At 70.4% G+C, this 26713-nt stretch carries 29 protein-coding genes; 4 read left to right on the forward strand and 25 right to left on the reverse strand.

The window, feature by feature from the left end:
• Positions 1-345: 345 nt before the first annotated feature.
• Positions 346-519, forward strand: a complete 174-nt coding sequence (locus AB0N16_RS35140) for a hypothetical protein (RefSeq protein WP_365803953.1) — start codon at positions 346-348, stop codon at positions 517-519.
• Positions 520-710: 191 nt separating this feature from the next.
• Here the strand turns inward: AB0N16_RS35140 and AB0N16_RS35145 are convergent, their stop codons facing one another.
• Positions 711-1952, reverse strand: coding sequence for a cytochrome P450 (locus AB0N16_RS35145; RefSeq protein WP_365803955.1), 1242 nt, complete (start codon positions 1950-1952; stop codon positions 711-713).
• A 153-nt stretch (positions 1953-2105) separates the two neighbouring features.
• Positions 2106-3155: a phosphatidate cytidylyltransferase gene (locus tag AB0N16_RS35150; RefSeq protein ID WP_365803957.1), complete on the reverse strand. Its 1050-nt coding sequence runs from the start codon at positions 3153-3155 to the stop codon at positions 2106-2108.
• A gap of 21 nt (positions 3156-3176) precedes the next feature.
• Between AB0N16_RS35150 and AB0N16_RS35155 the strand changes: the two genes are divergently transcribed.
• Positions 3177-3392 carry a hypothetical protein gene (locus tag AB0N16_RS35155; RefSeq protein ID WP_365803959.1) on the forward strand — a complete coding sequence of 72 codons (216 nt, stop codon included), beginning with the start codon at positions 3177-3179 and terminating at the stop codon, positions 3390-3392.
• A 59-nt stretch (positions 3393-3451) separates the two neighbouring features.
• Here the strand turns inward: AB0N16_RS35155 and frr are convergent, their stop codons facing one another.
• The 4 genes from frr to rpsB all read right to left on the reverse strand — a co-directional run bounded on the left by frr (position 3452) and on the right by rpsB (position 7071).
• Complete coding sequence (gene frr, locus AB0N16_RS35160) at positions 3452-4009, reverse strand: ribosome recycling factor (RefSeq protein WP_351712500.1); 558 nt, start codon at positions 4007-4009, stop codon at positions 3452-3454.
• Between the two features lie 145 nt (positions 4010-4154).
• The gene (gene pyrH / locus AB0N16_RS35165; RefSeq protein WP_365803961.1) at positions 4155-4913 is read right to left on the reverse strand and encodes a UMP kinase; all 759 of its coding nucleotides are present in this window, start codon (positions 4911-4913) and stop codon (positions 4155-4157) included.
• A gap of 208 nt (positions 4914-5121) precedes the next feature.
• A complete protein-coding gene (gene tsf, locus AB0N16_RS35170; RefSeq protein WP_365803963.1) occupies positions 5122-5958 on the reverse strand; it encodes a translation elongation factor Ts in 837 nt (278 codons plus the stop codon).
• A 180-nt stretch (positions 5959-6138) separates the two neighbouring features.
• Entirely contained in the window at positions 6139-7071 is a 933-nt protein-coding gene (gene rpsB, locus AB0N16_RS35175) for a 30S ribosomal protein S2 (RefSeq protein WP_365803965.1), read from the reverse strand.
• A gap of 242 nt (positions 7072-7313) precedes the next feature.
• On the opposite strand from rpsB, the gene AB0N16_RS35180 reads away from it, so the two are divergent.
• Positions 7314-7940, forward strand: coding sequence for a M23 family metallopeptidase (locus AB0N16_RS35180; protein WP_365803967.1), 627 nt, complete (start codon positions 7314-7316; stop codon positions 7938-7940).
• 357 nt (positions 7941-8297) lie between these two features.
• On the opposite strand, the gene AB0N16_RS35185 is transcribed toward AB0N16_RS35180, so the two are convergent.
• The 17 genes from AB0N16_RS35185 to AB0N16_RS35265 form a co-directional block, all read right to left on the reverse strand.
• A complete protein-coding gene (locus tag AB0N16_RS35185) occupies positions 8298-8855 on the reverse strand; it encodes a helix-turn-helix domain-containing protein (protein WP_365804166.1) in 558 nt (185 codons plus the stop codon).
• A 137-nt stretch (positions 8856-8992) separates the two neighbouring features.
• Positions 8993-9835, reverse strand: coding sequence for an RNA polymerase sigma factor WhiG (gene whiG, locus AB0N16_RS35190; protein WP_365803969.1), 843 nt, complete (start codon positions 9833-9835; stop codon positions 8993-8995).
• 321 nt (positions 9836-10156) lie between these two features.
• On the reverse strand, positions 10157-11305 hold the full coding sequence (gene dprA, locus AB0N16_RS35195; protein WP_365803971.1) for a DNA-processing protein DprA: 1149 nt from the start codon (positions 11303-11305) through the stop codon (positions 10157-10159).
• The gene (locus AB0N16_RS35200; RefSeq protein ID WP_365803973.1) at positions 11302-12912 is read right to left on the reverse strand and encodes a YifB family Mg chelatase-like AAA ATPase; all 1611 of its coding nucleotides are present in this window, start codon (positions 12910-12912) and stop codon (positions 11302-11304) included. Before AB0N16_RS35200 ends, dprA begins: the two co-directional genes overlap by 4 nt.
• A gap of 1 nt (position 12913) precedes the next feature.
• Positions 12914-13285, reverse strand: coding sequence for a YraN family protein (locus AB0N16_RS35205; protein WP_365803975.1), 372 nt, complete (start codon positions 13283-13285; stop codon positions 12914-12916).
• Positions 13286-13437: 152 nt separating this feature from the next.
• Positions 13438-13746: a DUF2469 domain-containing protein gene (locus AB0N16_RS35210; protein ID WP_043444228.1), complete on the reverse strand. Its 309-nt coding sequence runs from the start codon at positions 13744-13746 to the stop codon at positions 13438-13440.
• Positions 13747-13802: 56 nt separating this feature from the next.
• Positions 13803-14327, reverse strand: coding sequence for an NUDIX hydrolase (locus tag AB0N16_RS35215; RefSeq protein ID WP_365803977.1), 525 nt, complete (start codon positions 14325-14327; stop codon positions 13803-13805).
• Positions 14317-15102, reverse strand: a complete 786-nt coding sequence (gene lepB, locus AB0N16_RS35220; RefSeq protein WP_365803979.1) for a signal peptidase I — start codon at positions 15100-15102, stop codon at positions 14317-14319. The genes AB0N16_RS35215 and lepB (AB0N16_RS35220) overlap by 11 nt, the downstream gene beginning before the upstream one ends.
• 121 nt (positions 15103-15223) lie before the next feature.
• A complete protein-coding gene (lepB, locus tag AB0N16_RS35225; protein ID WP_365803981.1) occupies positions 15224-16252 on the reverse strand; it encodes a signal peptidase I in 1029 nt (342 codons plus the stop codon).
• Positions 16143-17231 (reverse strand): signal peptidase I, encoded by a 1089-nt coding sequence (gene lepB / locus AB0N16_RS35230; RefSeq protein ID WP_365803983.1) that lies wholly within the window; start codon positions 17229-17231, stop codon positions 16143-16145. The genes lepB (AB0N16_RS35225) and lepB (AB0N16_RS35230) overlap by 110 nt, the downstream gene beginning before the upstream one ends.
• Entirely contained in the window at positions 17224-17937 is a 714-nt protein-coding gene (gene lepB, locus AB0N16_RS35235) for a signal peptidase I (protein WP_365803985.1), read from the reverse strand. The genes lepB (AB0N16_RS35230) and lepB (AB0N16_RS35235) overlap by 8 nt, the downstream gene beginning before the upstream one ends.
• 81 nt (positions 17938-18018) lie before the next feature.
• Positions 18019-18369: a 50S ribosomal protein L19 gene (gene rplS / locus AB0N16_RS35240; RefSeq protein ID WP_351323547.1), complete on the reverse strand. Its 351-nt coding sequence runs from the start codon at positions 18367-18369 to the stop codon at positions 18019-18021.
• 142 nt (positions 18370-18511) lie between these two features.
• Entirely contained in the window at positions 18512-19345 is an 834-nt protein-coding gene (gene trmD, locus AB0N16_RS35245) for a tRNA (guanosine(37)-N1)-methyltransferase TrmD (RefSeq protein ID WP_365803987.1), read from the reverse strand.
• Positions 19345-19887 carry a ribosome maturation factor RimM gene (gene rimM / locus AB0N16_RS35250; RefSeq protein ID WP_365803989.1) on the reverse strand — a complete coding sequence of 181 codons (543 nt, stop codon included), beginning with the start codon at positions 19885-19887 and terminating at the stop codon, positions 19345-19347. Before rimM ends, trmD begins: the two co-directional genes overlap by 1 nt.
• A gap of 103 nt (positions 19888-19990) precedes the next feature.
• Positions 19991-20230 carry an RNA-binding protein gene (locus tag AB0N16_RS35255; protein WP_014176063.1) on the reverse strand — a complete coding sequence of 80 codons (240 nt, stop codon included), beginning with the start codon at positions 20228-20230 and terminating at the stop codon, positions 19991-19993.
• Positions 20231-20235: 5 nt separating this feature from the next.
• Positions 20236-20655, reverse strand: coding sequence for a 30S ribosomal protein S16 (gene rpsP / locus AB0N16_RS35260; protein WP_089098502.1), 420 nt, complete (start codon positions 20653-20655; stop codon positions 20236-20238).
• Between the two features lie 301 nt (positions 20656-20956).
• Positions 20957-21559: a hypothetical protein gene (locus AB0N16_RS35265; RefSeq protein ID WP_362572153.1), complete on the reverse strand. Its 603-nt coding sequence runs from the start codon at positions 21557-21559 to the stop codon at positions 20957-20959.
• Positions 21560-22146: 587 nt separating this feature from the next.
• Between AB0N16_RS35265 and AB0N16_RS35270 the strand changes: the two genes are divergently transcribed.
• Positions 22147-23007, forward strand: a complete 861-nt coding sequence (locus AB0N16_RS35270; protein WP_365803992.1) for an SAM-dependent methyltransferase — start codon at positions 22147-22149, stop codon at positions 23005-23007.
• Between the two features lie 107 nt (positions 23008-23114).
• Here AB0N16_RS35270 and ftsH read toward each other — a convergent pair whose 3' ends face one another.
• Both ftsH and ffh read right to left on the reverse strand, forming a co-directional pair.
• Positions 23115-25058 carry an ATP-dependent zinc metalloprotease FtsH gene (ftsH, locus tag AB0N16_RS35275; RefSeq protein WP_365803994.1) on the reverse strand — a complete coding sequence of 648 codons (1944 nt, stop codon included), beginning with the start codon at positions 25056-25058 and terminating at the stop codon, positions 23115-23117.
• Positions 25059-25146: 88 nt separating this feature from the next.
• Positions 25147-26694: a signal recognition particle protein gene (gene ffh / locus AB0N16_RS35280; protein WP_365803996.1), complete on the reverse strand. Its 1548-nt coding sequence runs from the start codon at positions 26692-26694 to the stop codon at positions 25147-25149.
• Positions 26695-26713: the final 19 nt, after the last annotated feature.

Here is a 26713-nt window from a genome sequence, read left to right on the forward strand (position 1 = left end):
ACGGCTCGCGAGGGCTGTCGTCGGTAGGCGCTACCAGTCGTGACTGAGCGGCTTCGGACGGCCCGGAGTCGGCCCGGCCGAGGGGGCTGCGCGTCCCGGCCGAGCTGCCACGGTCGTCGTTGCGGTCCACTTACGCGGAGTGGACCGTCCGTGGCGATACGTGCCGCCGCGACGAAGGCGTCGAGGCGATCATTCGGGCGGAAGCGGATCTGGGATCCGAATCGACGGGCGTCTCCCCGCCGGGTCCGTGGGACCCCGGCCGTCCGTCACCAGCACATCCCACCGGGGCTTTTCCCCTTTGTCCGGAGGGGCACACGGTCAGTGAGACCCCACGGAGGTGCCGAGATGAGCGCCGGAGAACGGGCCAAGGCAAAGGCCGAACAGATCGTCGGAAAGACCGTGCGGAAGGCGGCCCACGCGGTGCACAAAGAGACCCTCGCGGCAAAGGGTGCCGCTCTCGAGACACGGGGCAAGTTGCGGGGCGCGAAAGAACAGGCCAGGGGCTCCTTCAAGCGCTGACCGCGCTACCCGTCAGATACCCATCGGGTGACCTGCGACCGTCGCTCCGGACGGCCGTCGCCGACCGCGCCGCAGATGACCCCAGCGGGAGATCGCGTACGCCGTGAGCGTCCTCATTACCGCAAGCGTGCCTTTACCGCGGCCCTGGGTTCGAAGAGCGGCCGGACCGGTAGCAGGGCGGTGCCCGCCGGTCACCACGTCACGGGCAGGGTGCGCGGGCCGCGGATCAGGCCCTGGCGCTGGAACTCGACCTCCTCGGCAGGCACGGCCAGGTGGATGCCGGGGAAGCGGGTGAGGACCGAGCCGATCATGATCTCGGCCTCCATACGGGCCATGATGGCGGCCATGCAGTGGTGGGGCCCGTGCCCGAAGGCCAGGTGGGGGCCGTCGGTGCGGTCGAAATTCAGGTCGTCGGGGTCGGGGAAGACCTCGGGGTCGCGGTTGGCGGCGACATACGCGTTGTAGATGACCTCACCGGCCCGGATCAACTGGCCGCCGACCTCGACGTCCTCGATGGCGACCCGCGGGATGCCGACGCCGTTGCGGTGCGGGACGAAGCGGAAGAGTTCGTCCACGGCCTTGGGGAGCAGTTCCGGCTCGCGGCGCAGCCGCTCCAGATGACGGGGGTGGGTGAGCAGTGCGTACATCATCGAGCCGCTGTTGTTGCGGACCGCGTGACCGCCGCTGACCTGGATGGCGGTGGCCAGCGAGATCGCCTCGTCGCCGGTGATCTCGCCGGACTCGGTGGCCAGCGCCAGCACTCCCGCGAGGTCCTCGCGGGGCTCCTCGCGGCGGTGCTGGAGCAGTTCGGCGATCCGGGCCCGGGTGGTCCGGGCAGCCTCCTTGGCGCGCTCCTCGGCGTCGGCGCCGGCGGACAGCAGGGCCTCACCGGTCGCCGCCCAGCGGTGCCAGTCCTTCTCGTCGACGCCGAGGAAGTCACGGATGACGGCGATCGGGAAGGGGCCGTGCAGATGCTCCATGAGGTCGGCCGGCGGTCCGGCGGCCGCCATCACGTCGAGCAGTTCGGCGGCCCTACGCTCGGCCTTCGGCCGCAGTCGCTGCATGGCCCGCCCGGTGAAGGCACGGGCGACGACCCGGCGCAGCCGGTTGTGCCGGGGCGGGTCGATGTACTGCAGGCCTGCCGTCTGCGAGGCCACGGGCTCCGGGCGCATGCTGGTGACGTCGCGGCCGACGACCTGTTCGCGGGAGAAGCGGGGGTCGGAGGTGACGAAGCGACAGTCCTCGTACCGGGTGATCAGCCAGGCGTACCCCTCGCCGTGCGCGAGTTTGATCCGGGTGACCGGTTCGTTGCGCAGCATCTCGTCGAGGAACGGGTCGGGGTCGAGGGCGGGCAGGTCGTCGACGGGCCAGAACCGCACCGGAGGAGGCGGGGTCTGGGGCGGCGTGGAGGCCGGGGCCGGGTCGAGGGGCATGGGCACACTCCTGCGCGTCGGAGACACAGCGTCCTCACAGGGAGTGTGCCTCCCACCGGACTGACCATGCGATTTCTGCTGCGTCATCCGGGGCCGACAGCCGTCGAGCCCCCGCCCTGCGAAGGACGGGGGCTCGACTACGACAGGTGTGGGTCAGCCACTGCCGACGAAGAGCACCATCAGCAACCACACCACCGGAGCCGTCGGCAGCAGCGAGTCCAGCCGGTCCATGATGCCGCCATGGCCCGGGAGCAGTGTGCCCATGTCCTTGATGCCCAGGTCCCGCTTGATCATGGACTCGCCGAGGTCGCCGAGGGTGGCGCTGGCCGCGACCGCGAGGCCCAGCAGCAGGCCCTGCCACCAGGTGCCGTCGTCGATCAGGAACTGCATGCACAGCGCGCCCGCGGCCATGGCGAACAGCACCGCGCCGACCAGGCCCTCGCGGGTCTTGCCGGGGCTGATGCGCGGGGCGAGCTTGTGGGTGCCGAAGCGCCAGCCGACCGCGTAGGCGCCGGTGTCGCTGACCACGGTGAGGAGGAGGAAGGTGATCACCCGGCGGGGGCCGTCGTCCGCGGTGAGCATCATCGAGACGAAGGTCGCCAGGAACGGGACGTAGAACGCCGCGAAGAGGCCCGCCGTGACGTCCCTGAGGTAGCCCTCGGGGGGTTCCGTCATCCGCCAGACCAGGACCGCGAGCCCGGTGAGCGCCAGGGCGACCCAGGCGCCCTCGGCACCGCGGGCGTAGCCGGCGACCACCATCGCCGCGCCGCCCAGTGCCAGCGGGACCAGGGGCGCCTTGATGCCCTTGCGCTCCTGGAGCCGGCTGGTCAGCTCCCACAGGCCCACCACGACCGCGACCGCGACCACGCCGACGAAGACGGCCTTGACGACGAACAGGGACGCCACGATCACGACGCCCAGTCCGACGCCGACGCCTATGGCCGCACCCAGGTCCCGACCCGCGCTCTTCTTCTGCGGCGCGGGCGCCGGCTGCGGGGCGTCGGGCATGGGCTCCGGATTCTGCGGCGCCGCCGCATGGGGCAGAGGCTGCGCCGACGGGGTGTCGTCGCGGTACGTCCCGTCGCGGGACGTACCGTCCTGGAAGGTCTCGTCTCGGACCGAGGGGCCGCTCAGCCGAGCGGCCCCTCGGTCGTCGTCCTGGTCTCCGCCGTACGGTGGTGCGTCGTCGGGCACGATGGGCATGGGGCGAGTCTGCTGCGCGTCATGCGCATCGTACGCGGGACCCGCCGGGGCGGCTCCCTGGACATGTCCCTGGCCATAGCCATGGGTATAGCCGTGGTCGTACCCCTGGCCGGGAACATGGTCGTACCCCCGGCCTTGGACAGGACCCCGGTCGTCGTACCCCTGACCCTCGCCGGGACCCTGGTCGTACCCCTGGCCGCTGCCCTGATCGACCGGGCCCCAGTACCCGGCCGGTGAACCGGCCTGCCCGGCCTGCGCACCGGCGTGTGGCGGCGCTCCCCAGGATGAGTCGTTCATCAGACTTCGAGAAGCTCCGCTTCCTTGTGCTTGAGGAGCTCGTCCACCTGCGCGACGTACTTCGCGGTGGTGTCGTCGAGCTCCTTCTCGGCGCGACGGCCCTCGTCCTCGCCGACCTCGCCGTCCTTGATCAGCTTGTCGATGGCGTCCTTGGCCTTGCGGCGGACGGAACGGATGGACACCCGGGAGTCCTCCGCCTTGCTCTTGGCGACCTTGATGTAGTCGCGGCGGCGCTCCTCGGTGAGCTCCGGGAACACCACACGGATGATGTTGCCGTCGTTGCTCGGGTTGACGCCCAGGTCCGAGTCGCGGATCGCCTGCTCGATGTTGCGCAGCGCGCTCTTGTCGAACGGGGTCACGACCGCCATGCGCGGTTCCGGTACGGAGAACGAGGCCAGCTGGTTGATCGGCGTCGGCGCGCCGTAGTAGTCGGCCACGATCTTGTTGAACATCGCCGGGTGCGCACGACCGGTGCGGATCGCGGCGAAGTCCTCCTTGGCAACCACGACGGCCTTCTCCATCTTCTCCTCGGCCTCGAGGAGGGTCTCTTCGATCACCACTTGCTCCTGCGTGTCTTGAGTAAGGCCCGGCTGCGGTTCCTGTGCGGGCGGCGGCCGGCTGCGTCGCGTCTTCTTTCCTGCACGGTTCCCGACCGGCAGGACATTGTCCATCCCCCGGTCAGGGTGCGTCAGGCGGTGCCGGTCAGGCCCGGCTGCCCTGGTCACCCACCAGCGTGCCGATCTTCTCACCCTTGACGGCCCGCGCGATATTGCCCTCCGCGAGCAGCTCGAACACCAGGATCGGCAGCTTGTTGTCGCGGCAGAGCGTGATCGCCGTGGCGTCGGCGACCTTGAGCTCGCGGGTGATGACCTCGCCGTAGCCGAGGGAGTCGAACTTGACGGCGTCGGGGTTTTTCTTCGGGTCGGAGTCGTAGACCCCGTCCACGCCGTTCTTGCCCATGAGCAGCGCCTCGGCGTCGATCTCCAGGGCGCGCTGGGCGGCGGTGGTGTCGGTGGAGAAGTACGGCATGCCCATACCGGCGCCGAAGATGACCACGCGGCCCTTCTCCAGGTGGCGCACGGCGCGCAGCGGGATGTACGGCTCGGCGACCTGGCCCATGGTGATCGCGGTCTGCACCCGGCTGTCGATGCCCTCCTTCTCCAGGAAGTCCTGGAGGGCCAGGCAGTTCATCACCGTGCCGAGCATGCCCATGTAGTCCGAGCGGGCCCGGTCCATGCCGCGCTGCTGGAGCTCGGCGCCGCGGAAGAAGTTGCCGCCGCCGATGACGACGGCGACCTCCGCGCCGTCGCGGACGACGGCCGCGATCTCACGGGCGATCTTGTGCACCACGTCGGGGTCCACGCCCAGGCCGCCGCCACCGGCGAACGCCTCTCCGGACAGCTTCAGCAGAAACCGGCCGCGTACTTTGCCGTCGTCGCTCTTCTGAGCCTTGGTGGTCATGGAGATCCCGCCTCTTTCACGTGGTGCACATACGAAGAAGGCCATTGCCGGTGGGGTCGCTTTTCGCTGCCCATGCGCGGCAATGGCCTCCTCGTCAGATCTGCTGCCGTCCGTCACGACCCTGGGTCTGGCCGGGTACCCGGACGACTGCTGTCGACCGACCCTACCGGGATTTCCCCGCGGGTCGCGCGTCGATCGCGGTACGGACTCAGATGCCGACCTTGATGCGCGTGAAGCGCTTCAGGGTGACACCGGCCTCGTCCAGAACCTTCTGGACCGACTTCTTGTTGTCGAGCGCGTACGGCTGGCCGAGCAGCGTGGCGTCCTTGAAGAAGCCGTTCAGACGACCCTCGACGATCTTCGGGAGCGCGGCCTCGGGCTTGCCCTCGGCGCGGGTGGTCTCCTCGGCGATACGGCGCTCGGACTCGACGACGTCGGCCGGCACGTCCTCCTTGGAGAGGTACTTCGGCGCGAAGGCGGCGATGTGCTGGGCGACGCCCTTGGCGATCTCGGCGTTCGGCTTGTCGAGCTCGACGAGGACACCGATCTGCGGGGGCAGGTCGGGCATCGTGCGGTGCATGTACGCGAGCACGAAACCGTCGGCGTACTGCGCGAAGCGGTCCAGGACGATCTTCTCGCCGAGGTTGGCGTTGGCCTCGTCCACGAACGCCTGGACGGTCTTGCCCGGCTCGATCTCGGAGGCGAGCAGGGCGTCCAGGTCCGCGTAGGCGGACTTGGCGACGTGCTCGGCGATGGCGTTGGCGGCGGCCTGGAACTTCTCGCCCTTGGCGACGAAGTCCGTCTCGCACTTCAGCTCGACGAGGACGCCGGAGGAGTTGTCGTCAGCGATGATCGAGACCACGGCGCCGTTCTCGGCGGAGCGGCCCTCGCGCTTGGCGACGCCCTTCTGGCCCTTGATACGGAGCGCCTCGACGGCCTTGTCCACGTCGCCGTCGGCCTCGTCGAGGGCCTTCTTGCAGTCCATCATGCCGGCGCCGGTGAGCTCGCGGAGCTTCTTGACGTCAGCGGCGGTGTAGTTCGCCATGAGTCTGTAAGTCTTTCTCGAAGTCTGGAAGATCGAAGATCTGCACGTCTGCGATCCACATGGATCCCATGTGCGGATTCCACCTGTAGGGGTGGACCGCGGACCGTTGGCTGACCTACGGGTGAACGGTGGGGGCGGACTTCATGGCACCGCCCCCACCGTCAACGCTTCACCGGACGGTCAGGCCTGCTCGGCGTCCGCGGCCGGGGCCTCGGCGGCCGGGGCCTCGGCGGCCGGAGCCTCGACAGCGGCCTCGGCGGCAGCCGGAGCCTCGGCCTGCTCGGCGTCGGCGACCTTCTCGGTCTCGGCAGAGGTCTGGACCTCGGCCTCGTCCGCCTTCTTCTCGCCCTCGAGCAGGTCGCGCTCCCACTCGGCGAGCGGCTCGCCGGCGGCCTTCTCGCCCTTGTCGCCGGTGGCGACGCGGGAACGGGAGATGAGGCCCTCGGCGACCGCGTCGGCGATCACGCGGGTGAGCAGGGTGACGGAGCGGATCGCGTCGTCGTTGCCCGGGATCTTGTAGTCGACCTCGTCGGGGTCGCAGTTGGTGTCGAGGATGGCGACGACCGGGATGTTGAGCTTCCGGGCCTCACCGACCGCGATGTGCTCCTTCTTGGTGTCCACGATCCAGACGGCGCTGGGCACCTTGGACATCTCGCGGATACCACCGAGGGTCTTCTCCAGCTTGGCCTTCTCGCGCGAGAGCACGAGAAGCTCCTTCTTGGTCAGACCGGACGCGGCGACGTCCTCGAAGTCGATCTGCTCGAGCTCCTTGAGGCGCTGCAGACGCTTGTAGACGGTCGAGAAGTTGGTGAGCATGCCGCCCAGCCAGCGCTGGTTGACGAAGGGCATGCCGACGCGGGTGGCCTGCTCGGCGATGGCCTCCTGCGCCTGCTTCTTCGTGCCGACGAACATGACCGTGCCGCCGTGGGCGACGGTCTCCTTGACGAACTCGTAGGCGCGGTCGATGTACGACAGCGACTGGAGCAGGTCGATGATGTAGATGCCGTTGCGCTCGGTGAAGATGAAGCGCTTCATCTTCGGGTTCCAGCGACGGGTCTGGTGACCGAAGTGGACGCCGCTCTCCAGCAGCTCCCGCATCGTGACGACGGCCATGGCCGTATCTCCTTGAATTTCTCGGTTGTGCCGCGGGGACCGGACGGCTCCCGCGCCTGACGCCCGTTTGCGCTGTGCCACGAAGGACCGAGAAGCGCTGACCCAGGTCGTTGTGCTGACCTGATGTCGGGGCGTGCGAAGTCGACCCGGTGACCCGGATCGCCAAAGGAAGTGTACGGGACCCGCGAGGCCCCGGGTGACGCCGCTGTCCACAACCGGTGAGTAGTCCACAGGTACCGGCCATGATCGGCCGATTGCGGGACGGTTCGGTCATGTGGGCGATGCGACGAACGATGCGGTGGATGTGGGCGGTGACGGTGCCGCTGCTCCTGACGGCGACCGGGACCTGGGCCTGGAGCTGGAGCTGGGCGGTGGCTTGGGCGGAGGATCCCGCGCCACCTCCGGCGACGGTCCCGGCGATCGGCCGGGCCTGGCCGGTGGGGGTACGACCGCCGGTCCTGCGCGGCTGGGAGCCGCCGGCGACGGTGTACGGCCGGGGACACCGCGGGGTCGATCTGGGCGCCGCGCCCGGCGCGGAGGTGCGGGCGGTGGCGGCGGGCCGGGTCCTTTTCGCGGGGCGGGTGGCGGGGAGGGGGGTGGTGTCGGTGCAGCTGACGGGCACCGACCTTCGCGCCACCTACGAGCCGGTGACGGCGACGGTGCGGAAGGGGGACGAGGTGGCGGCGGGAGAGGTCGTGGGCACGGTGGAGGCGGGGGGTGCGCACTGCGGTGCTCGTTCGTGTGTGCACTGGGGGCTGCTCAGGGGTGACGTGTACCTGGACCCGCTGCTGCTGTTGCCGCCGTGGCTGCTGAACCGGGGGCCGTCGAGGCTGCTGCCGGTGCTGGGGGTTCCGCTGCCGGAGGGGTGAGCCGGGGTTCCGCCGCCGAAGGGGTGAGCCGGGGTTCCGCCGCCGGAGGGGTGAGGCGGGGTTTCGCCGCCGGAGGGGTGAGCCGGGGTTTCGCCGCCGGAGGGGTGAGCCGGGGTTCCGCCGCCGAAGGGGTGGCAGGGGCGGTCGCGCGACCGCGGGTGCGTGGGGGCTGGTCGCGCGGTTCCCCGCGCCCTTGCGGGGCGCTTCGCCCGCCGTTTCTTCCCAGCCGCGGGCAGTCGTGCCTCCCCCAGTGCCTCAAGGGCCTGGGAGGTGCCCCAGGGTGCGGCACGGGTGGGCGCGGGTGGGCGCGGGCGGCACCCTGCAAGCGCCGGTAAGCGACCCCACCCCCGGCCCGCCTCAGCCCCGCACACCCCGCAGTGCCATGGCCACAGCCGCCTCCGTGATCACCGTCGGGTCTTCGGCCGCGCCCAGTTCGATGCGCCGTACCGCCGCGTCCACGACCCCCTGCACCAGCATCGCCGCCAGCCGGGGCTGCGCGTGCCCCAGCTCCCCCAGCGCCTCCACGATCAACGTGACCAGCCCGCCGTGGGCGGCCCGGATCTTCTCCCGCGCCCCCGCGTCCAGCTCGCTCGCCGAGATCGCGACCACCGCCCGGTGCCGCCGGTCCCCGACCAGCGCCAGCTGCTGCCGGACATACGCCTCGACCTTGCCCTCGCCGGACGTCGCGCGCTCCATCGCCGTCTCGACCTCCGCCGCCCACACGGGGAAGTCGACCTCGCACAGTTCCTCGACCACCGCGGCCCGGGAGCGGAAGTACTCGTACACGGACGAGCGTGCGAGTCCCGTCCGCTCGGCGAGCGCGGGAAACGTCAGCGCCTCCGTCCCACCCTCGGACAGGAGGGACCGCGCCGCGTCCAGCAGGGCGGCTCGCTGCATCGACCGGTGCTCGGCCACGGAGGCCGCTCGAATCCTTGGCACGTCAACCACTCTACGGACGCGCCCCGCCGGACGGGAGACAGCACGACCGGGACACGGGTCGCGCCCCGGCCGACACGCCGGAAATCCCCAGACCAGCGGCCGAAAGCCGCCGCTCAGCGGCCGAAACTCGCCAGCTTCGCCCGCAGCTGCAACACGGACTTCGTGTGGATCTGGCTCACCCGGCTCTCGGTGACCCCGAGCACGTTGCCGATCTCGGCGAGGGTGAGCCCCTCGTAGTAGTAGAGGGTCACCACGGTCTTCTCCCGCTCCGGCAGCGTGTTGATGGCTCGCGCCAGGAACCGCCGCAGCTCCCGGTCCTCGGCCACCTCCACGGGGTTGTCCGCGGCGGTGTCCTCCAGCGTGTCCATCAGGCTCAGCCGGCCCCCGCCCTCGCCCCCGACGTGCAGCAACTCCTCCAGCGCCACCACGTTGGCCAGCGACAACTGACTGAAGACGGCGTGGAGTTCGTCGACCTCGATGCCCAGCTCGGCGGCCACCTCGACTTCCGAAGGGGTCCTGCGCAGCCGGGCCTCCAGCGTGGCGTAGGCCCGCTCGACGTTGCGCGCCTTCTGCCGTACGGACCGGGGGATCCAGTCCAGCGCCCGCAGCTCGTCGATCATCGCGCCCCGGATCCGGGTGATCGCGTACGTCTCGAACTTGATCTCCCGGTCGACGTCGAACTTCTCGATCGCGTCGATGAGCCCGAACACCCCGGAGGAGACGAAGTCGGCCTGCTCCACATTGGGCGGCAGACCGACGCTCACCCGTCCCGCCACGTACTTCACCAGCGGCGAGTAGTGCAGGATCAGCTGCTCCCGCAGCCGCTCGTCACCCGTCGCCTTGTACGACCGCCACAGCTCGTCGAGCGTCGAGGGAGCGGGCGGCCGCACGCTGCCACCGTCGCGGGCGGCTGGGGGGATCGCCGCCCGGTCGGACCCGGAGGTGTGCTGGGGCATTCGTCGCCTTGTGCCGTTCTGCCGTCAAGTGCCAGGAAGTGCTGTGATGCGCCGTGGAGTGGGGTGAGCGGGGTGAAGGGTGCGGGTTGGGCGAGGTGTCGGTCTGGTGCCGGTTGGCGCGGTCTGCGTCAGGGCTTTCGTGAGCGTAGCGTGACTGAGGAGTCGCGGTGTGCGAACACCGAGGCTCCACCCCTGCGTGAACCCCCTGTACGGCGCGTCCGGCCGCGCTCGGCGCGTCGCTCTGCGTGATCGGCCGGGGGTGTCAACTACGGGAATTCCCAAGGGCGTCGGGGGTTCCCCCGGACGGCCGAACACGCTCGGTCAGCGCCGACTCCGACGCTCTCGGACCGAGATCATCGCCTGGCGTGTCAACTTCCAGCCGTCGCCGTGTCGTTCGACGTAACCAAGTGCTCGGAGTTCGTACAGTCTCGCGACGGCCTCGTCCTCGGACGTCTGAGCGCCCCGTGCCACCTCTTCGGGTGACGCCGTCCGGTTCCCGGGCAGGGCGGCCAGGACCCGCCGGACGGCGGGTACCAGCAGGTCACGCGGGAGGACGGGACCCCGTCTGGCCGGTGCCAGCTCGCCCATGTCGCCCACGAGTTCGACGACCTCCGCGGCGTCCGTGACGAGGACGGCCTCCCCTCTCAGCAACTCGTGCACCCCGGCCGAGAGGCCGCTGGTGGCGGGTCCGGGCACGCCCATGGTGAACCGGCCGAGCCGCTGGGCCGCCCGCGCGGTGACCAGCGAGCCGCTGCGGTGGGCGGCCTCCACGACGACGGTCCCCCTGGTCAGGGCCGCGATCACCCGGTTGCGGAGCAGGAATCTGCTCTGCGTCGGATGCTCACCGGGCGGCAACTCCCCCACCACCAGGCCCTGTTCCGCGATCCTGCCGATCAACTCGGTGTGCCCGCGCGGGTAGGGCCGATCGACCCCGCAGGCCAGCACCGCGACGGTGGCACCACCGGCCCCGAGGGCGCCGCGGTGGGCGGCGCCGTCCACGCCGTAGGCACCGCCGGACACCACCACCCAGCCGCGCTCGGCGAGCCCCGCGGCGAGGGTGGCCGCCATGTGCGCCCCGTACTCGGTACAGGCCCGCGCCCCGACGACGGCGACGGCACGCAGCGCCCACATCCGCAGACTGGGCCGCCCCCGCACCCACAACCCGAGGGGGCGGGCATCCCCGAGGTCGTCGAGCTGGGTGGGCCACTCGGTGTCACCGGGGGCGACGAAACGCACTCCGGCATCCCGCGCGATCGCGAGGTCCCGTTCCGGGTCGGCGTGTCCGGCCCGGGCGCGGAGGCCGGCCCAGCGGGTCTCGCTCACCCCGGGCAGTGCCGCCGCCCCCTGCGCACGCAGCCGCCGGGCCACCTCCTGGACCCCGTACTCCCGCAGCCACCGCCCGCCCGTCTCGTCGCCGGGTTCGATGACCCTGGTGAGGAGGATCCGGGCGTGCAGTCCGCCGCCGCTCATGGCGCGGTCCGTTCCAGGACCGCTCCGCGCCGGACGCCGGTGCGCAGCTCCAGGGCCAGGTTGACGTCGTTAACCGAGGGCCGGTCGTGGCCCGCGAGGTCGGCCAGTGTCCAGGCGACGCGGAGCACCCGGTCCAGGCCACGGGCGGTGAGCAGGCCCCGGTCGAGATCCAGTTCGGCCTTGGCGAGCGCGCCGGGCTGGACGTGCCAGCGGGTGCGCAGCTCGTGGCCGGGCACCTCGCTGTTGGTGTGCCAGGGCAGACCGTCGTAGCGGCGGGCGGCCCGCTCCCTGGCCGCGCGCACCCGGTCGGCCACGGCGGCGGAGGGTTCGGCGCCGGTGTGGAGCCGCAGCAGTTCCTCCCGGGCGACCGGTTCGACGTTCACCCTGAGGTCCACACGGTCCAGCAGGGGCCCGGAGAGCCGGGCCCGGTACCGCTTGATCGAGGAGGGCCGGCACTCGCAGGCGTCGCCGGGGGTGCCGTGCCGGCCGCAGGGGCAGGGGTTGGCGGCCAGGACCATCAGGAACCTCGCCGGCATCCGCAGCATCCCGGCGGCCCGGGCGACCACGACATGCCCGGACTCCAGGGGCTGGCGCAGGGCGTCCAGGACGCTGCTGTGGAACTCGGCGGCCTCGTCCAGGAAGAGCACGCCGTGGTGGGCCAGGGACACCGCTCCGGGGCGTGGCAGGCCGGTTCCGCCGCCGACCAGCGAGGCCATGGTGGCCGAGTGGTGCGGGGCGCAGTAGGGCGCCCTGTCGACGAGGGGATGGCCCGGAGGCAGTATCCCGGCGACCGAGTGGACGGCGGTGACCTCGAGGGACTCCTGCCGGCTCAGCTCGGGCAGCAGCCCCGGCAGCCGCTCGGCCAGCATGGTCTTGCCGGCTCCGGGCGGGCCCTTGAAGAAGACGTGATGACGTCCGGCCGCCGCCACCTCCAGGGCGGCCCTGGCCACGCGCTGTCCGGCGACGTCGGCCAGGTCGGGCGCGTGATCACCGATCGTCATGCCGGTACCGAGTCCCATGCCGGGGAGTGCGAGCCCGGCGAGGAAGGGGTCGGAGCGGATCTCTCCGGGGATCGGCTCCTCGTCGGGCACCGGTTCGTCGGTGAGGACCGCGATCAGCTGGCGCAGGCTGCGCACGCCGAGCACCGACACTCCCGGCACCAGCGAGGCCTCCGGCACCGCGCTCTCGGGCACGACCACCTGCTCGTATCCGGCGTCGGCGGCGGCCAGCACCGCCGGCAGGATGCCCCGGACCGGCCGCACCCGGCCGTCCAGGCCCAGCTCGCCGATCATCACGATCTCGGCGAGCACCCGGGGATCGATCCGCTCGGCCGCGCCGAGTACCGCCGCGGCGACCGCCAGGTCGAAGCCGCTGCCGCTCTTGGGCACGGACGCCGGGCTGAGCCCGACCGTGAGCTTCTTCGAGGGCCAGGCCGCCCCCGAGTTCACCACCGCCGCCCGTACCCGGTCCTTGCTCTCCGTCAGGCTCTTGTCCGGCAGCCCCACCAGCGTGAACGCCGCCACTCCCGGTTCCAGGTCGGCCTGGACCTCGACCACCACGCCCTCGACGCCCATCAGCGCCACCGAGCACGTCCGCGCGAACCCCATCTCACGCCACCCCCCGCGCGTGCTCGACCACGGGCGCCCCGCGCTGCGGCAGGAGCACGCCGATCACGTCGATGCGGACGCCGCCCGGCGGTGCTCCGCCGTGTGCGTGGATCCAGTGTTCGGCGAGGCCCCGCAGGCGCTCCGCCTTCTCGGGGGTCACCCCGGCCATGGGGTGTCCGAAGGGCCCCGCCCGCCGGGTCTTGACCTCGCAGACCACCAGGACGTCCCCGTCCCGCGCCACGATGTCGATCTCGCCCGACCTGCCGCAGCGCCAGTTGCGCTCCAGGACCGCCAGACCGGCCTCCGTCAGCCGGCGCGCGGCCAGCGTCTCGCCGTACTTGCCGAGTGCATTGCGTGCCCGATTCGTGTTCATGTCGGCACCACCTCCGGCGCCAACCGTCACGCATCCCCGATCCAGAAGTGGATCTTGGTGGGTTACTCAGCGATTGTGGACAACTTCGTCACTCACACGAGTGATCCCAAGCCGCCCTCGAAGCTGACCCCAAGCCGCCCTCGAAGCCCGGCTCAGCCGCCCGGAAGCTCCAGATCGCTCTTGTTCAGCTCCTCGATATTCACGTCCTTGAACGTAAGGACGCGGACCTGTTTCACGAAGCGGGCCGGCCGGTACATGTCCCAGACCCAGGCATCCGCCATGGACACCTCGAAGAACACCTCACCCTGGACCGAGTGCACCTGCATCTCGTAGTCGTTGGTGAGGTAGAAGCGCCGCTCGGTCTCGATCACGAATTTGAACAGACCGACGACATCGCGGTACTCCCGGTAGAGCTTCAGCTCCATCTCGGTCTCGTACTTTTCGAGGTCCTCGGCGCTCATGGCATGTTCCCCTTCAGCCGTGCGATCCCACCATTGTGCGCCAGTCCCGCGTGCCCCTAGACGATTTCCGTGTCAAGGGTGACGGGCCTGACGGGGGGACCTTCGTCGAGCAGCCTACGGAACAGCTCGGCGAGTCTGCTCGGATACACCGTCTCATGTGCCCGGGTCAGTTCCCGGCACGTCCACCAACGTGCTCCCGCGACACTGCGCCGCTCCAGCTCGGTCAGGGCTGTGGCCTCGGGCTCGACCTCAAACGTATGCGCCGTCCGGGCCAGGTAGTACCACTCGTCCTGGTCCCAGCGGCGGCCGGCGAAGGGGAAGGAGCACATCCGCCGCCACAGCAGCGGGCCCAGTTCGACGTCCGTGATGCCGGTCTCCTCGGCGAGTTCCCGCAGCGCGGCCTGCTCACGGGTCTCGTCACCCTCCAGTCCGCCGCCGGGCGTGAACCACCAGTCGTCGGCCGGGTCGTCCGGTTCATGGCCGTGCAGGAGCAGGATGCGGTCGTCGGGGTCCAGGAGGACCACCCGGGCCACCTTGCGCGGGGCACGCGGGGTGCCCTCCGGCAGCGCCTCAGCGGGCACCGGCGGCCTCCGTACGGCCACGGGCACGGGAGCGGCCCAGCAGGCCGGCGATCGGGCCGTACGCGCCGCCGGCGAGGACCAGCACGGCACCGCCCACGATCATGAACTCGATGGTACGCAGCGGGCCCGGCTGGGAGAGGGCGCCCAGCGTCTCGAAGCCGGTCGGGCGCTTGAGCAGGCCCTTCATGGGCCAGATGACGGCGTCCACGCGGGCGCTCACGGCGCTGCGGGCGACCGTGCCCTTCGCCGCGTCCGTGAGGTGGGCGGTGGAGTCCAGGGAGCCCTGGCGCTCGTCACCGAGGAGGAAGAGCCGCCCCTTGGGGACGGTGACGCTCGGGAAGCCCTGGAGCTCGGCCAGGCTGCCCGCCGGCAGATACCCCTCGTCGATCTGCTTGCCGTTCACGGTCAGCTTGCCGTTTGTGCAACAGGCGACGGTGTCGCCGCCGACCGCGACCACACGCTTGACGACGTCCGCGTTGGTGACCCAGCTCGTGTCGTGGAAGACCACGACGTCGCCCCGGCGTACCTCGTCGCCGTCGATGCGCTGGCCGAGGACCCGGTCCCCGGCGTCGATCGTCGGTGTCATGGAACTGGTGGGCACGGTGTACGGCCGGTAGACCACCGCCGCCCAGGCGAACCCGCCGAGGAACAGGACGATGCCCAGCGCGACGGCGATGCCGGACAAGCGATTTCCGAGCGTGCTGCCGGTCCGCGCCGTGCCGGCGCTGGTGCCTCCGCTGCGCGGGGCCGTACGTATCGTGCTCTCGCCACCCATGAGGCCGCACCCTACCCGGCGGTACCGGGCCGGGGCAGCCCTTCTTCCCCGCCCCTGGTCACAAGCTCCCCAAGGGTTTCACACGGGTGGGTGAGCGCCGCCCTGCGGCCGTCCGGCCCGGTCAGCGCTTGCCCGCGGCCGTCGGCCGCTTCTCGACCTTCGACTCGATGCGGTCGCCCCGCCGCCGGCGCCACACCGCGATCGGCAGGACGGCCGCGACCGCCACGCCCTCCGGCGCCACCGACAGGGAGGCCGCGGCGGACGACTGCGTGTTGATGCCGCTCTGGTCGAAGGTGTCCGGGACCGGCAGGGTGCCCCAGCGGTTGATCGGCCAGGCCTTGACGATGGCGCGGCCGACGACGTCCTTGACCGGGACCATGCCGTGGTGGCTGTCGGACTGGTTGTAGCGCGAGTCGCGGGAGTTCTGGCGGTGGTCGCCCATCACCCAGATGTACCCCTTGGGCACCTTCACCGTGAACTGGCCGCCCTGGTCGTCGACGCTGCACGGGGTGTTACCCGGATACACATACGGCTCGTTCAGCGCATGACCGTTGACCATGAGCGGGCCGCTGTTCTTGCAGGAGACGGTGTCGCCGCCGACGCCGATGACCCGCTTGATGAGGTCCTTCTCCTCGGCGGACGGCATCAGGCCGATCCAGCTGAGGAACGTCTGGATCGCGTTCGGCTGGGCCGTGGGCTCGCCCGCCAGCCAGTCGTCCGGGTCGTGGAAGACGACGACCTCGCCACGGTCCGGCTCGGAGCCGAACCAGGGGGTGAGCTTGTCGACCAGGACCCGGTCACCCTGCTGGAGGGTGTTCTGCATCGAGTCCGACGGGATCGAGAACGCCTGCACCAGAAACGTCTTGATCAGCAGCGCCAGCACCAGCGCGATACCGATCAGGATCGGCAGCTCCTTCCAGAAGGAGCGGGGCTTCTTCGGCGCGGGCGCGGCCGAGTCGCCCGCACCCCCGTCCGTGTCCCCGCCGCCACCGCCGGGGTACGGACCGCCCGCCGGACCGCCGTCCCCGGTCGGCCCACCGTCATTTCCTGAGGTGGAACCACCGTCGACGGGGGGGACATTCTCCACGGGGCGCCCGCTGTGCTCCTCGCCGTCGTGTCCCGACCGTGCGCCAACCGCCACATCCCCCACGCCAACTCCTTACTCCGTGCCGCCGCCGGCGCCATCCCCGGCGCAGACCCACCACTCCCATAACGAGCGGGAGTTCCGCAGGGCTCGGGAGGTGGACGTATCCGTTGGGATCGTCGGAGGCAACCCTATGCGACAGCCGGGGGGCCGCGGTCGACCCCGACACGGAGTTGGAAACGCTTGCGAAGGTTTTAGGTTCGTCCAGCGAGGTCCAGTGCCCGAACGGCCAGCCGATCCACTTGGCCCGCCCCACCACCAGGCTCACCGGGACCGTGCCGCCGTAGTCGGTGTCCTGGTGCGCCCGGGAGTCGGCCGAGTTGCCGCGGTGGTCGCCCATCACCCACAGCCGCCCCTGCGGCACGGTGATGTCGAACTCGGTGGCGGACGGCGCGTTCCCCGGATAGAGGTAGTCGCCCTCGGTCAGCGGTACGCCGTTGACGGTGACCCGGCCCTGCGCGTCGCAGCACTTGACGTGGTCGCCGCCGACGCCGATGACCCGCTTGATGAGGTCCTTCTCGTTGGCGGAGGGCAGCAGACCGATGAAGGTGAGGCCTTCCTTGATCTGTTTGACGACGATCGGGTCGTTGGCCTTGGTGGTCTGCTCGTCGTTCAGCCAGCCGCCCGGGTCGTGGAAGACGACGACGTCCCCGCGGTGCGGCTCGGAGCCGAACCACGGGGTGAACTTGTCGACCAGGACACGGTCGCCGATCCGGATCGTCTCCTCCATCGACCCCGAGGGGATCACGAAGGCCTGCACGAGGAACGTCTTCAGCACCAGGGCTATCAGGACGGCCACACCGACCAGCAGCGGTATCTCCCGCATCGCGCCGCGCCGGCGCTTGCGCTTGACCTTGCGCTGCAGCTTGCGCCGCTCCGCGCGGGACCGTCCGCCGGACGAGCCGGAGGCGCGCCGGGCCCCGGTGGGCAGCAGATTGGCGGTGGCGTCCGTGGGCACGCCGCGCGGTTTGCCCCGGTTACCCATGGGCCGCTCCCGCCCCCTTCGACCGCCGTGCCGCCGGCACGCGCGCGTAGGCGGCGGGGCGGGTGAGGTGGGTCCAGTGGGCGTACGGCCAGACGATCCAGTCGGCCCGGCCGATCACGTCCTTGACGGGGATCATGCCGCCACCGGGCGAGCCCAGGTGGTCGCGGGAGTCGCTGGAGTCGCTGCGGTGGTCACCGAGGACGAAGAGCGTGCCGTCGGGGACCTCGACGTAGAAGGGCACGGTGGACGGGGTGTCACCGGGATAGAGGAACGCGGTCTCGTCGACCGACCGGCCGTTCACTTCGATCCTCCCCTCCTTGTCGCAGCAGACCACACGGTCTCCTCCCACACCGACAACGCGTTTGATGTAGTCGGCGTCCCCGAAGTACCCGGTGCCGTCGAACACGACGACATCGCCCCGGCGCGGCTCGGCACCGAAACGGTACGCCAACTTATTTACGAGAACTCGGTCCCCGATCCTCAATCCCTGTTCCATGGATCCGCTGGGAATCTGGAATGGTTGCGCCACGAAAGCGTTGAGGACGAGCAAAAACGCCAGGCAGGCGAAGAGGGTCAGGGTGATCCAGCCGCCCGGCAGCCAGTCGGTGACCCGCGTCAGGAACGCGAAACGCGACCGGTCCTCCGTGGCCTCCGGTTCGGGGCTGGAGGAGCGGTCGCGCTCCGTCGGCTGTGCTTCGGTGTCCATCGGGGCCAGATGTTATCCGGCCTCGGTGAGGCACCTTCTTATCGGCTCGCTCGCCTACGGCTCACGAGGCTCGTCGCGCGATCAGTTGTCGCGCTTCTCCTTGATCTTCGCGGCCTTGCCGCGCAGGTCGCGCAGGTAGTAGAGCTTGGCGCGACGCACGTCACCGCGGGTGACGAGCTCGATCTTCTCGACGATCGGGGTGTGCACCGGGAAGGTGCGCTCGACGCCGACGGAGAAGGAGACCTTGCGGACGGTGAAGGTCTCGCGGACACCGCTGCCCTGGCGGCGGATCACAACGCCCTTGAACTGCTGCACACGGGAGCGGTTGCCCTCGATGACGCGGACGTGGACGTTGACGGTGTCACCCGGGCGGAAGGCCGGGACGTCGCTGCGCAGCGACGCGGAGTCGACGGTGTCGAGAAGGTGAGACATTTTTCGTCTGCTTTCTTCGCTGATGCCACAGGTCATCAACGGGAACTAGAGGTTCTTCGGAGGTGGGCCGTGCCGTCGGGGTGGGCGTCGTCTCCCCCTGTGGCAGGGGCGCACACCGGACGGTTCACAGCACAACAGCCGCCTATTCTTCCACGCCGGGGGCCCGGCGCCAAAATCGGCCGTGGGGCTCCCCCTCCGGGTCCGGTTCCCAGCCCAGGATGGAGAGCATCTCGCGGTCCTTCTTGTCGAACGCCTTGGGCGCGCAGCGCTCGATCAGGTCGGGCCGGTGCGCGGTCGTGCGCTTCAGGGCCTCGTCGCGGCGCCAGCGGGCGATCTTCCCGTGGTGGCCGCTGAGCAGCACCTCCGGGATGTCACGCCCCCGCCACTCCGGCGGCTTGGTGTAGACGGGCCCTTCCAGGAGGTTGGCCATGGCGCCGGGCGCGAAGGAGTCGTCCCGGTGCGACTCGGCGTTGCCGAGGACGCCGGGCAGCAGCCTGGCCACGGCCTCGGTGACGACGAGTACGGCCGCCTCGCCGCCGGCCAGCACATAGTCGCCGATGGACACCTCGTGGACCGGCATCCGGGTGGCGTACTCGTCGATGACCCGCCGGTCGATGCCCTCGTAGCGGGCCGGTGTGAAGATCAGCCACGGCCGCTCGGAGAGTTCGACCGCGAGTTCCTGGGTGAAGGGGCGGCCGCTGGGAGTGGGCACGATCAGCGCGGGCGTGTGCGCGCCGGTCTCGTAGCCGTCGGCGAGGACGGTGTCGAGGGCGTCGCCCCAGGGCTCGGTCTTCATGACCATGCCGGGTCCGCCGCCGTACGGGGTGTCGTCGACCGTGTTGTGCCGGTCGTACGTCCAGGTCCGCAGATCGTGCACCCGCACATCGAGCTGTCCACGCGCGCGTGCCTTGCCGACGAGCGAGACGTTCAGCGGTTCCAGGTACTCGGGGAAGATCGTGACGACGTCGAGGCGCATCAGGTCTCGTCCCGGGAGGAGGCGATCTCGGCGCGGTCGTCGATCAGGCCCGGCGGGGGCGCGATGACGGCCTTCTGCTCTTCCAGGTCGATCTCGGTGACGATCTCCTCGACGAACGGGATCATGACCTCGCTGCCGTCGGGGCGTTCGACGATGAACAGGTCCTGGGAGGGCAGGTGCGAGATCTCGGTGATCCGGCCGACCTCGGTGCCGTCCGCGGTGACCACGTCCAGGTCGATGAGCTGATGGTCGTAGAACTCGTCCTCGCCCTCGGGCAGCTCCTCCGGGTCGATCTCGGCGATCAGGAGCGTGTTGCGCAGGGCCTCGGCGCCGGTGCGGTCCTTGACGCCCTCGAAGCGCAGGAGCAGACGGCCGCTGTGCACGCGGCCCGTCTCGATGGTGAGCGGTCCCACGCCCGCGGGATCGGTGGCGAGTACGGCGCCGGGCGCGAGCCGGAGTTCCGGCTCGTCGGTACGTACCTCGACGGTGACCTCGCCCTTGATGCCGTGGGCGCGGCCGATCCGTGCGACTACCAGCTGCACTGTGCTTGCTCTCCTGTCCTGCGACTCATACGACCAGCCATACGACTACGGGCCGGGGACGGCCCAGTGGCCCTCCCCGGCCCGAGCCGGTTGCGATGAAGCGTCAGCGGACTTGGTCCACGTCGACGAGGTCGACGCGGACTCCACGACCGCCGATGGCGCCCACGACGGTGCGCAGGGCACGGGCGGTACGGCCGTTACGGCCGATCACCTTGCCGAGGTCGTCGGGGTGCACCCGGACCTCCAGCACGCGCCCACGACGCAGGTTGCGCGAGGCGACCTGCACATCGTCGGGGTTGTCGACGATGCCCTTCACGAGGTGCTCAAGCGCCTCTTCGAGCATGCTGCTCAGGCCTCGGTCGACTCGGACTCAGCCGCGGCCTCGTCCTTCTTCTCAGCCTTCTTCTTCTGGGTGATCGCCTCACCCTTGCCCTCGTCGTCACCGCCGAGCGCCTCGAACGACGGGCGCGTGGCCTTCGGCGCGGCGACGAGCAGCGGCGCCGGGGCGGGCTCGCCCTTGAACTTCTGCCAGTCGCCGGTCTTCTTCAGGATGGCGAGCACGGGCTCGGTCGGCTGGGCGCCGACACCGAGCCAGTACGCGACGCGGTCGGCGTCCACCTCGATGACCGACGGGTTGTAGGTCGGGTGGTACTTGCCGATCTCCTCGATCGCACGGCCGTCACGGCGAGTGCGGGAGTCGGCGATGACGATGCGGTAGTGAGGCGAACGGATCTTGCCCAGACGCTTCAGCTTGATCTTGACTGCCACGGGAGTGGGTTCTCCTGGATTGACGTGTTTGGGCACGGCGAGTCTGCCGCGTGGGGTTGCGGTACCCGAGTGCCCGATGGACGCGTCAGCCGGAGGAGAGAGGGGTCCTGTGCGGCTGTCGAGTACAGCTAGCCATTGTGCCACACCCTGCGGGTCGCGTTGGCCGACGTCGAGGTGACGGACCCTGGGCATGCCGCAGGCGCACCCGGCGTGGAGGTGAGGTACGTCGGGTGCGCTGCCCGCGGGGAGGCCTGGGTGCGGCGATGAGCAATGGCTACGGCTGCCACGAGCAGCCGTGTGCTCAGCTCGCCGCCGCTCCCACGATCTCCGGGATGCGGAACGGCTTGCCGCAGCCGCCGCACACGATGGGCGCCTGGGCCAGGACCGAGGGCACCACCCGGACGTTGCGACCGCAGTCGCACACCGCCTTGACCCGGACGCCGCCGCCGGACGAGCCATGGCGGGCGGCCGGGCCGCGGAAGGTGCGGGAGGTGTCGGCAGAGGTCGCCACCGTGTGGGCCTTGAGAGCGCGCTGCAGTCTCTCGATGGTCGGCCGGTAGCGGCGCTTGGCCTCGGGGTTGAGCGCGACCAGCGAGAAGCCGCTGCTGGGGTGCGGCTCGTCGGGGTGGTCGAGGCCCAGCTCCTCGGCGATCGCGAGGAATCTGCGGTTGTGGTAACGGCCGGCCCTGGAGGTGTCGCGCACTCCACGGGCTGCGGCGATGCCGTGGACTGCCTCATGGAGCAGTCGTTCGAAGGAGAGCTCGTGTCCGCACGCGGACGACGACTCTCCGATCAGGGACTCTGGCGCGGCAAGGTCCGGCAGTTCGGGGTGGTACCGCTGAATGTCGGCCCACGCCTCTGCCAGCTCTGCGGCGAGAACAGGTGGTGTCTGTGTCGTGCTCACGTAATGAGAACGAGCGGGAGGGCCACTGTGTTCCTATTCCGGGGCATCCCAAATAATTTGCACGTACCCGTCAGTTGGCACTGATGCGTGGAGACGAGTACGGGTGCGCTGATCTGCGGAGAAGCCTCACAGCTCGTACCAAGCCGGTGCGTAGTCTGACGTACGACCCGACGCGTACCCCGGCGTAGGGAGCGAGGCGCTGTGGCCGGCGGATGCGCAAGAGGCCTTTCGGTCGCTCTCGTGGCGGCGGACCTCATCTCGGTCAGCGCCCGCGACGGTCCCGACGTTACCCGGATCCCGTCGTCATCCCGGCACCGGCCCCGTCTCCGGCGACCGGAGGTCATACGGCCACCATGCCGACCGACCATGGCCAGAACCGCCGTGTCATGGGTCCGATGGTAGAGCCACAAGTTGCGGGGATGTGAAATCTCGCCACAGTCACAGTCCACGCACAAGCCGGGTCACGCGACCTCTGGACGCCACCGCGAGCCCGGAGTTACCTGGCATACGTGGGAAGTGCGAGGGCACGCCACGGGGGCCACGGAATCGGTCAGTGCGTAACTCTCGGCGGATTGGGGCGCTTACCTATGACACCTACGCTCGTGCGGCATCACCCGTCTCACGCGGACTCCGCACCCCGCGTGAACCTGGGCGCACGCGCGCGTGACTGGTCAGAGATCCAGGAGCGGATGCTGGTGCCGCTCTACCAGACCGTCCACGAGCGACTCGAAGTGGGCCCCGCCACCCGGCTGCTCGGCCTGCGCTGCGGTTCCGGTCTCGCCCTGCTGATGGCGGCGGCCAGAGGGGCCGTGGTGACCGGTGTCGACCCCTCCCCCGAACGCCTCGCCCTCGCCCGTGAGCGCCTGCTGCCCGAGCCGGCCCTCGGGGCACGCGCGCGTGGCCGCGCCGCCCGGGTCGTCCAGGGCGGGCCGGCGGACGCGGCGGACGCGCAGGCACCGGCGTACAACCTGATCACCGCCTTCGACCCCATCGGCTGCCTGGCCGGCGACGCCGAACGGCTCGGTGGACTGCTCGCCGAGGCCACGCCTCTGGCGGAGCGCGGGGCGGCCGTGGTGCTGGTCGGCTGGGGTCCGCCGGAGCGCTGTGCGACCTCGTCCGTCCTGCGGGTGGCCGCGAAGTTGGCCGATCCTTTGCGCAGCGCGGGACGTTGGCGGCCCGCCTGCCGCGACGACCTCGAGGAGGTCGCCCAGCGGGCCGGGCTGCGGATAGACGGTTCCGGCCGGGTCTCCTGCCCGTTCGGGTACGCCGACGCGGACAGCGCCGTACGCGGGCTGCTGTCGACCGGGCTGTTCGACGCGGCGATCGCGGCGACCGACCAGGAGCAGGTCGACAAGGAGCTGACCGAGGCGCTCCACCCGCACCAGCGCCCGGACGGCACGGTGTGGATGCCGAACGTCTTCCGCTACCTGATCGCCCGCGTGCGCTGACGCTCCGCCGGGAGGCCGACGTCTTTCGTCCGCGGCCGCGTCGTGGCTGGTCGCGCCCCCACGGCGGAGCCGCATAGCGGTACAGCCCCGCGCCCCCTTGGGGGCGCTCAGCTCCCGTCGGGATCCTTGGCCAGGCGTGTGATGCCCGCGATCCGGTAGGCGTCCGCCTCCTCCAGCGTCTCGCGTTCCAGCAGGGCCTGGGCCAGTGCGTCCAGCTGGTCGCGGTGGTCGCGGAGTTTGCGGCGCGCCTCCTCGTAGCACTCGTCGACGATCCGGCGCATCTCGGTGTCGATCACGTCGAGGGTCTGAGGCGCGGCGGCGAGTCCGTAGGCCTGCTGGGCGTCGTTCGGGAGGGCGGAGAGACGGCCGACCTCTTCGCTCATGCCCCAGCGGGACACCATTCCGCGCGCGATGTTGGTGACCTGCTCCAGGTCACTCTCCGAACCGGTGGTGATCACGTCGTAGACCTCCTGCTCGGCGGCCATTCCGCCGAGCGCGCCGATGATCCGGCCGCGCAGGTACTCCTCGGTGTACGCGTACTTGTCGGCGTCCGGCGTCGACAGCGTGACGCCGAGGGCGCGGCCGCGCGGCACGATGGTGATCTTGCGGACCGGGTCCGCGCCGGGCTGGAGCATGCCGAGCAGGGCGTGCCCGCTCTCGTGGTAGGCGGTACGCCTGCGCTCCTCCTCGGGCATCACCAGCGGCCGTTCGGCACCGAGCTGGACCTTCTCCAGGGCCTCCGAGAGGTCGGACTGGGTCACGCGGTCCTGCTTGCGCTTGACCGCGAGCAGGGCGGCCTCGTTGGCGAGGTTGGCCAGATCCGCACCGGTCATGCCCGGCGTCGTACGGGCGACCTGGGCCAGGTCGACGCCCGGGGCGAGCGGGATCTCGCGGGTGTGGATCTCCAGGATGGCCTCGCGGCCGGTGCGGTCCGGGGGCGACACCTGGACCACCCGGTCGAAGCGGCCGGGGCGGGTGAGCGCGGGGTCGAGGATGTCGGCACGGTTGGTGGCCGCGATGACGATGACGCCCTCGGAGCCGGAGAAGCCGTCCATCTCGGTGAGGATCTGGTTGAGGGTCTGCTCGCGCTCGTCGTGACCGCCCATGGAGGCACCGCCGCCGCGGGCCCGGCCGATGGTGTCGATCTCGTCGATGAAGATGATCGACGGCGCGACCTTGCGGGCCTCGGCGAACAGCTCACGCACGCGGGAGGCGCCGACGCCCACGATCATCTCGATGAACTCGGAGGCCGAGGCCGAGAAGAACGGCACCCCCGCCTCACCGGCGACGGCCCGCGCGAGCAGGGTCTTGCCGGTGCCTGGCGGGCCTGCCAGCAGCACACCGCGCGGCATCTTGGCGCCCATCCGGCGATAGGCGTCGGGGTTCTTCAGGAAGTCGACGACGTCGTTGAGTTCGCCCTCGACCTCGTCGATGCCGGCCACGTCCTCGAAGGTGGTCCGCTGCTGTCCGGGCTCCAGTTCGACCGGCTTGGGCGGCGCCTTGCGGCCCAGCATGCCGCCCGCGCCGCCGAGCCCCGCACTCATCCGGCGGGCGATGAAGAGCCACACCGCGACCAGGATGATGATCGGCGCCAGCGAGATGAGCAGGTTGGCGAGGAAGCTGCGGTGCTGGACCACCGGTGCGGCGGTGACCGTGACGCTGTGCTTGGTCAGGTTCGCCCAGAGGCCGTCGTCCGCGAAGGACGGCCGCTCGGTGTTGAACTTGGTGTAGTTCCCGCCGCCCTCGGGGTTCTTCTGCTCCTTCTTGAGCTGCCCCTGGATCGAGTCGCCCTTGGCGTAGATCTTGTCGACGTTGCCGTCGTCGACCTGTTTGCTGAACTCGGTGTACGAGATCGTCGGCTCGTTGGCCTGGTCGAAGTAGGACAGCACCAGGTTGGCGAGCAGGTAGACCACCAGCGCGGTCATGATCAACCGCCACCAGCCGCCGCGCATCTTCCGCCCACCGGGCGGCTGCTGCTGCGGCTCCTCGGGGGCGCCCTCGGTACGCCAGGGCTGGTCGGGCGACTTGCGCGGGGGCGCGGGGTTGGTCATATGCGGAAGGTACGACACCGACCAACCCCTGGCACGCGCACAGGTGGACGCAGCCCTTGAACCCCCATGGACTTCAGCCCATGGAACGTCAGCCCATGAACTTCTTGAACTCGTCCGGCAGCTCGAAGTCCTGGCCGCCCTGCTGCGGCACCCCGAAGGCGTTGCCGGCCTGGGCCGCCGCCTCGCGGCGCTGGGCCTCCTCCAGCTCCTGCTGCTTGCGCTTCATCGGGTTGCCGGAGCGCTGCTTGCCCTTGGCCTTCTTCGGCTGCTTCTTGGCCCGGCCGGGGCCGCCGCCCATGCCCGGGATCCCCGGCATGCCCGGCATGCCGCCCTGGGCCATGCGGGACATCATCTTGCGGGCCTCGAAGAACCGCTCGACGAGCCCCTTGACCGCGCTGACCTCGACGCCGGAGCCCTTGGCGATGCGGGCGCGGCGGGAGCCGTTGATGATCGTGGGGTCCTGGCGCTCGCCCGGGGTCATCGACTTGATGATCGCGGCGGTGCGGTCGACGTCCCGCTCGTCCAGGTTGTTGATCTGGTCCTTGATCTGGCCCATGCCGGGCAGCATGCCGAGCAGCTTGGAGATGCTGCCCATCTTCCTGACCTGCTCCATCTGGGCCAGGAAGTCGTCCAGGGTGAAGTCCTGGCCCTTCTTGGACGCCAGCTTGGAGGCCATCTTCTCGGCCTCTTCCTGGCTGAACGTCTTCTCCGCCTGCTCGATCAGGGTGAGCAGGTCACCCATGTCGAGGATGCGGGAGGCCATCCGGTCCGGGTGGAAGGCGTCGAAGTCGTCGAGCTTCTCGCCGTTCGAGGCGAACATGATCGGCTTGCCGGTGACCTGGCGGATGGAGAGCGCGGCACCACCGCGGGCGTCACCGTCGAGCTTGGACAGGACGACACCGTCGAAGCCGACGCCGTCGCGGAAGGCCTCGGCGGTGGTGACCGCGTCCTGACCGATCATGGCGTCGACGACGAAGAGGATCTCGTCGGGGCTGACCGCGTCCCGGATGTCGGCGGCCTGCCGCATCAGTTCCTGGTCGATGCCGAGGCGGCCGGCGGTGTCCACGATCACGATGTCGTGGACCTTCTGCTTGGCGAACTCGATGGAGTCCTTGGCGACCTTGACCGGGTCGCCGACGCCGTTGCCCGGCTCGGGCGCGTAGACGGCGACCCCGGCGCGCTCGGCGACGACGCTGAGCTGGTTGACGGCGTTGGGGCGCTGGAGGTCGGCGGCGACCAGGAGCGGGGAGTGGCCCTGCCCCTTGAGCCAGTGGCCGAGCTTGCCCGCGAGGGTGGTCTTACCGGCACCCTGGAGACCGGCGAGCATGATCACGGTGGGCGGCTGCTTGGCGAACCGCAGCCGCCGGGTCTCGCCGCCGAGGATGGTGACCAGCTCGTCGTTGACGATCTTCAGGACCTGCTGGGCCGGGTTCAGGGCCTTGGAGACCTCGGAGCCGAGCGCCCGCTCCTTGACGTTCTTGATGAAGGTGCGGACGACCGGGAGGGCCACGTCGGCTTCGAGGAGCGCGATGCGGATGTCCCGGGCCGTGGCGTCGATGTCCGCTTCGCTCAGACGCCCTTTACCGCGCAGATTCTTGAAGGTCGCTGAAAGGCGATCGGAGAGAGTGTCGAACACGGCGGCGTCGGTCCTCGGA

It is taken from the genome of Streptomyces sp. NPDC051105, from assembly GCF_040682795.1.
Lineage (GTDB): Bacteria > Actinomycetota > Actinomycetes > Streptomycetales > Streptomycetaceae > Streptomyces.

Bases quoted from the DNA above. Each gene is read 5' to 3' on its own strand.
- AB0N16_RS35140 (WP_365803953.1), top strand. From the start codon at position 346: ATGAGCGCCGGAGAACGGGCCAAGGCAAAGGCCGAACAGATCGTCGGA.
- AB0N16_RS35145 (WP_365803955.1), bottom strand. From the start codon at position 1,952: ATGCCCCTCGACCCGGCCCCGGCCTCCACGCCGCCCCAGACCCCGCCT.
- AB0N16_RS35150 (WP_365803957.1), bottom strand. From the start codon at position 3,155: ATGCCCATCGTGCCCGACGACGCACCACCGTACGGCGGAGACCAGGAC.
- AB0N16_RS35155 (WP_365803959.1), top strand. From the start codon at position 3,177: ATGCGCATCGTACGCGGGACCCGCCGGGGCGGCTCCCTGGACATGTCC.
- pyrH (WP_365803961.1), bottom strand. From the start codon at position 4,913: ATGACCACCAAGGCTCAGAAGAGCGACGACGGCAAAGTACGCGGCCGG.
- tsf (WP_365803963.1), bottom strand. From the start codon at position 5,958: ATGGCGAACTACACCGCCGCTGACGTCAAGAAGCTCCGCGAGCTCACC.
- rpsB (WP_365803965.1), bottom strand. From the start codon at position 7,071: ATGGCCGTCGTCACGATGCGGGAGCTGCTGGAGAGCGGCGTCCACTTC.
- AB0N16_RS35180 (WP_365803967.1), top strand. From the start codon at position 7,314: ATGATCGGCCGATTGCGGGACGGTTCGGTCATGTGGGCGATGCGACGA.
- whiG (WP_365803969.1), bottom strand. From the start codon at position 9,835: ATGCCCCAGCACACCTCCGGGTCCGACCGGGCGGCGATCCCCCCAGCC.
- dprA (WP_365803971.1), bottom strand. From the start codon at position 11,305: ATGAGCGGCGGCGGACTGCACGCCCGGATCCTCCTCACCAGGGTCATC.
- AB0N16_RS35200 (WP_365803973.1), bottom strand. From the start codon at position 12,912: ATGGGGTTCGCGCGGACGTGCTCGGTGGCGCTGATGGGCGTCGAGGGC.
- AB0N16_RS35205 (WP_365803975.1), bottom strand. From the start codon at position 13,285: ATGAACACGAATCGGGCACGCAATGCACTCGGCAAGTACGGCGAGACG.
- AB0N16_RS35210 (WP_043444228.1), bottom strand. From the start codon at position 13,746: ATGAGCGCCGAGGACCTCGAAAAGTACGAGACCGAGATGGAGCTGAAG.
- lepB (WP_365803979.1), bottom strand. From the start codon at position 15,102: ATGGGTGGCGAGAGCACGATACGTACGGCCCCGCGCAGCGGAGGCACC.
- lepB (WP_365803983.1), bottom strand. From the start codon at position 17,231: ATGGGTAACCGGGGCAAACCGCGCGGCGTGCCCACGGACGCCACCGCC.
- lepB (WP_365803985.1), bottom strand. From the start codon at position 17,937: ATGGACACCGAAGCACAGCCGACGGAGCGCGACCGCTCCTCCAGCCCC.
- rplS (WP_351323547.1), bottom strand. From the start codon at position 18,369: ATGTCTCACCTTCTCGACACCGTCGACTCCGCGTCGCTGCGCAGCGAC.
- trmD (WP_365803987.1), bottom strand. From the start codon at position 19,345: ATGCGCCTCGACGTCGTCACGATCTTCCCCGAGTACCTGGAACCGCTG.
- AB0N16_RS35255 (WP_014176063.1), bottom strand. From the start codon at position 20,230: ATGCTCGAAGAGGCGCTTGAGCACCTCGTGAAGGGCATCGTCGACAAC.
- AB0N16_RS35270 (WP_365803992.1), top strand. From the start codon at position 22,147: ATGACACCTACGCTCGTGCGGCATCACCCGTCTCACGCGGACTCCGCA.
- ftsH (WP_365803994.1), bottom strand. From the start codon at position 25,058: ATGACCAACCCCGCGCCCCCGCGCAAGTCGCCCGACCAGCCCTGGCGT.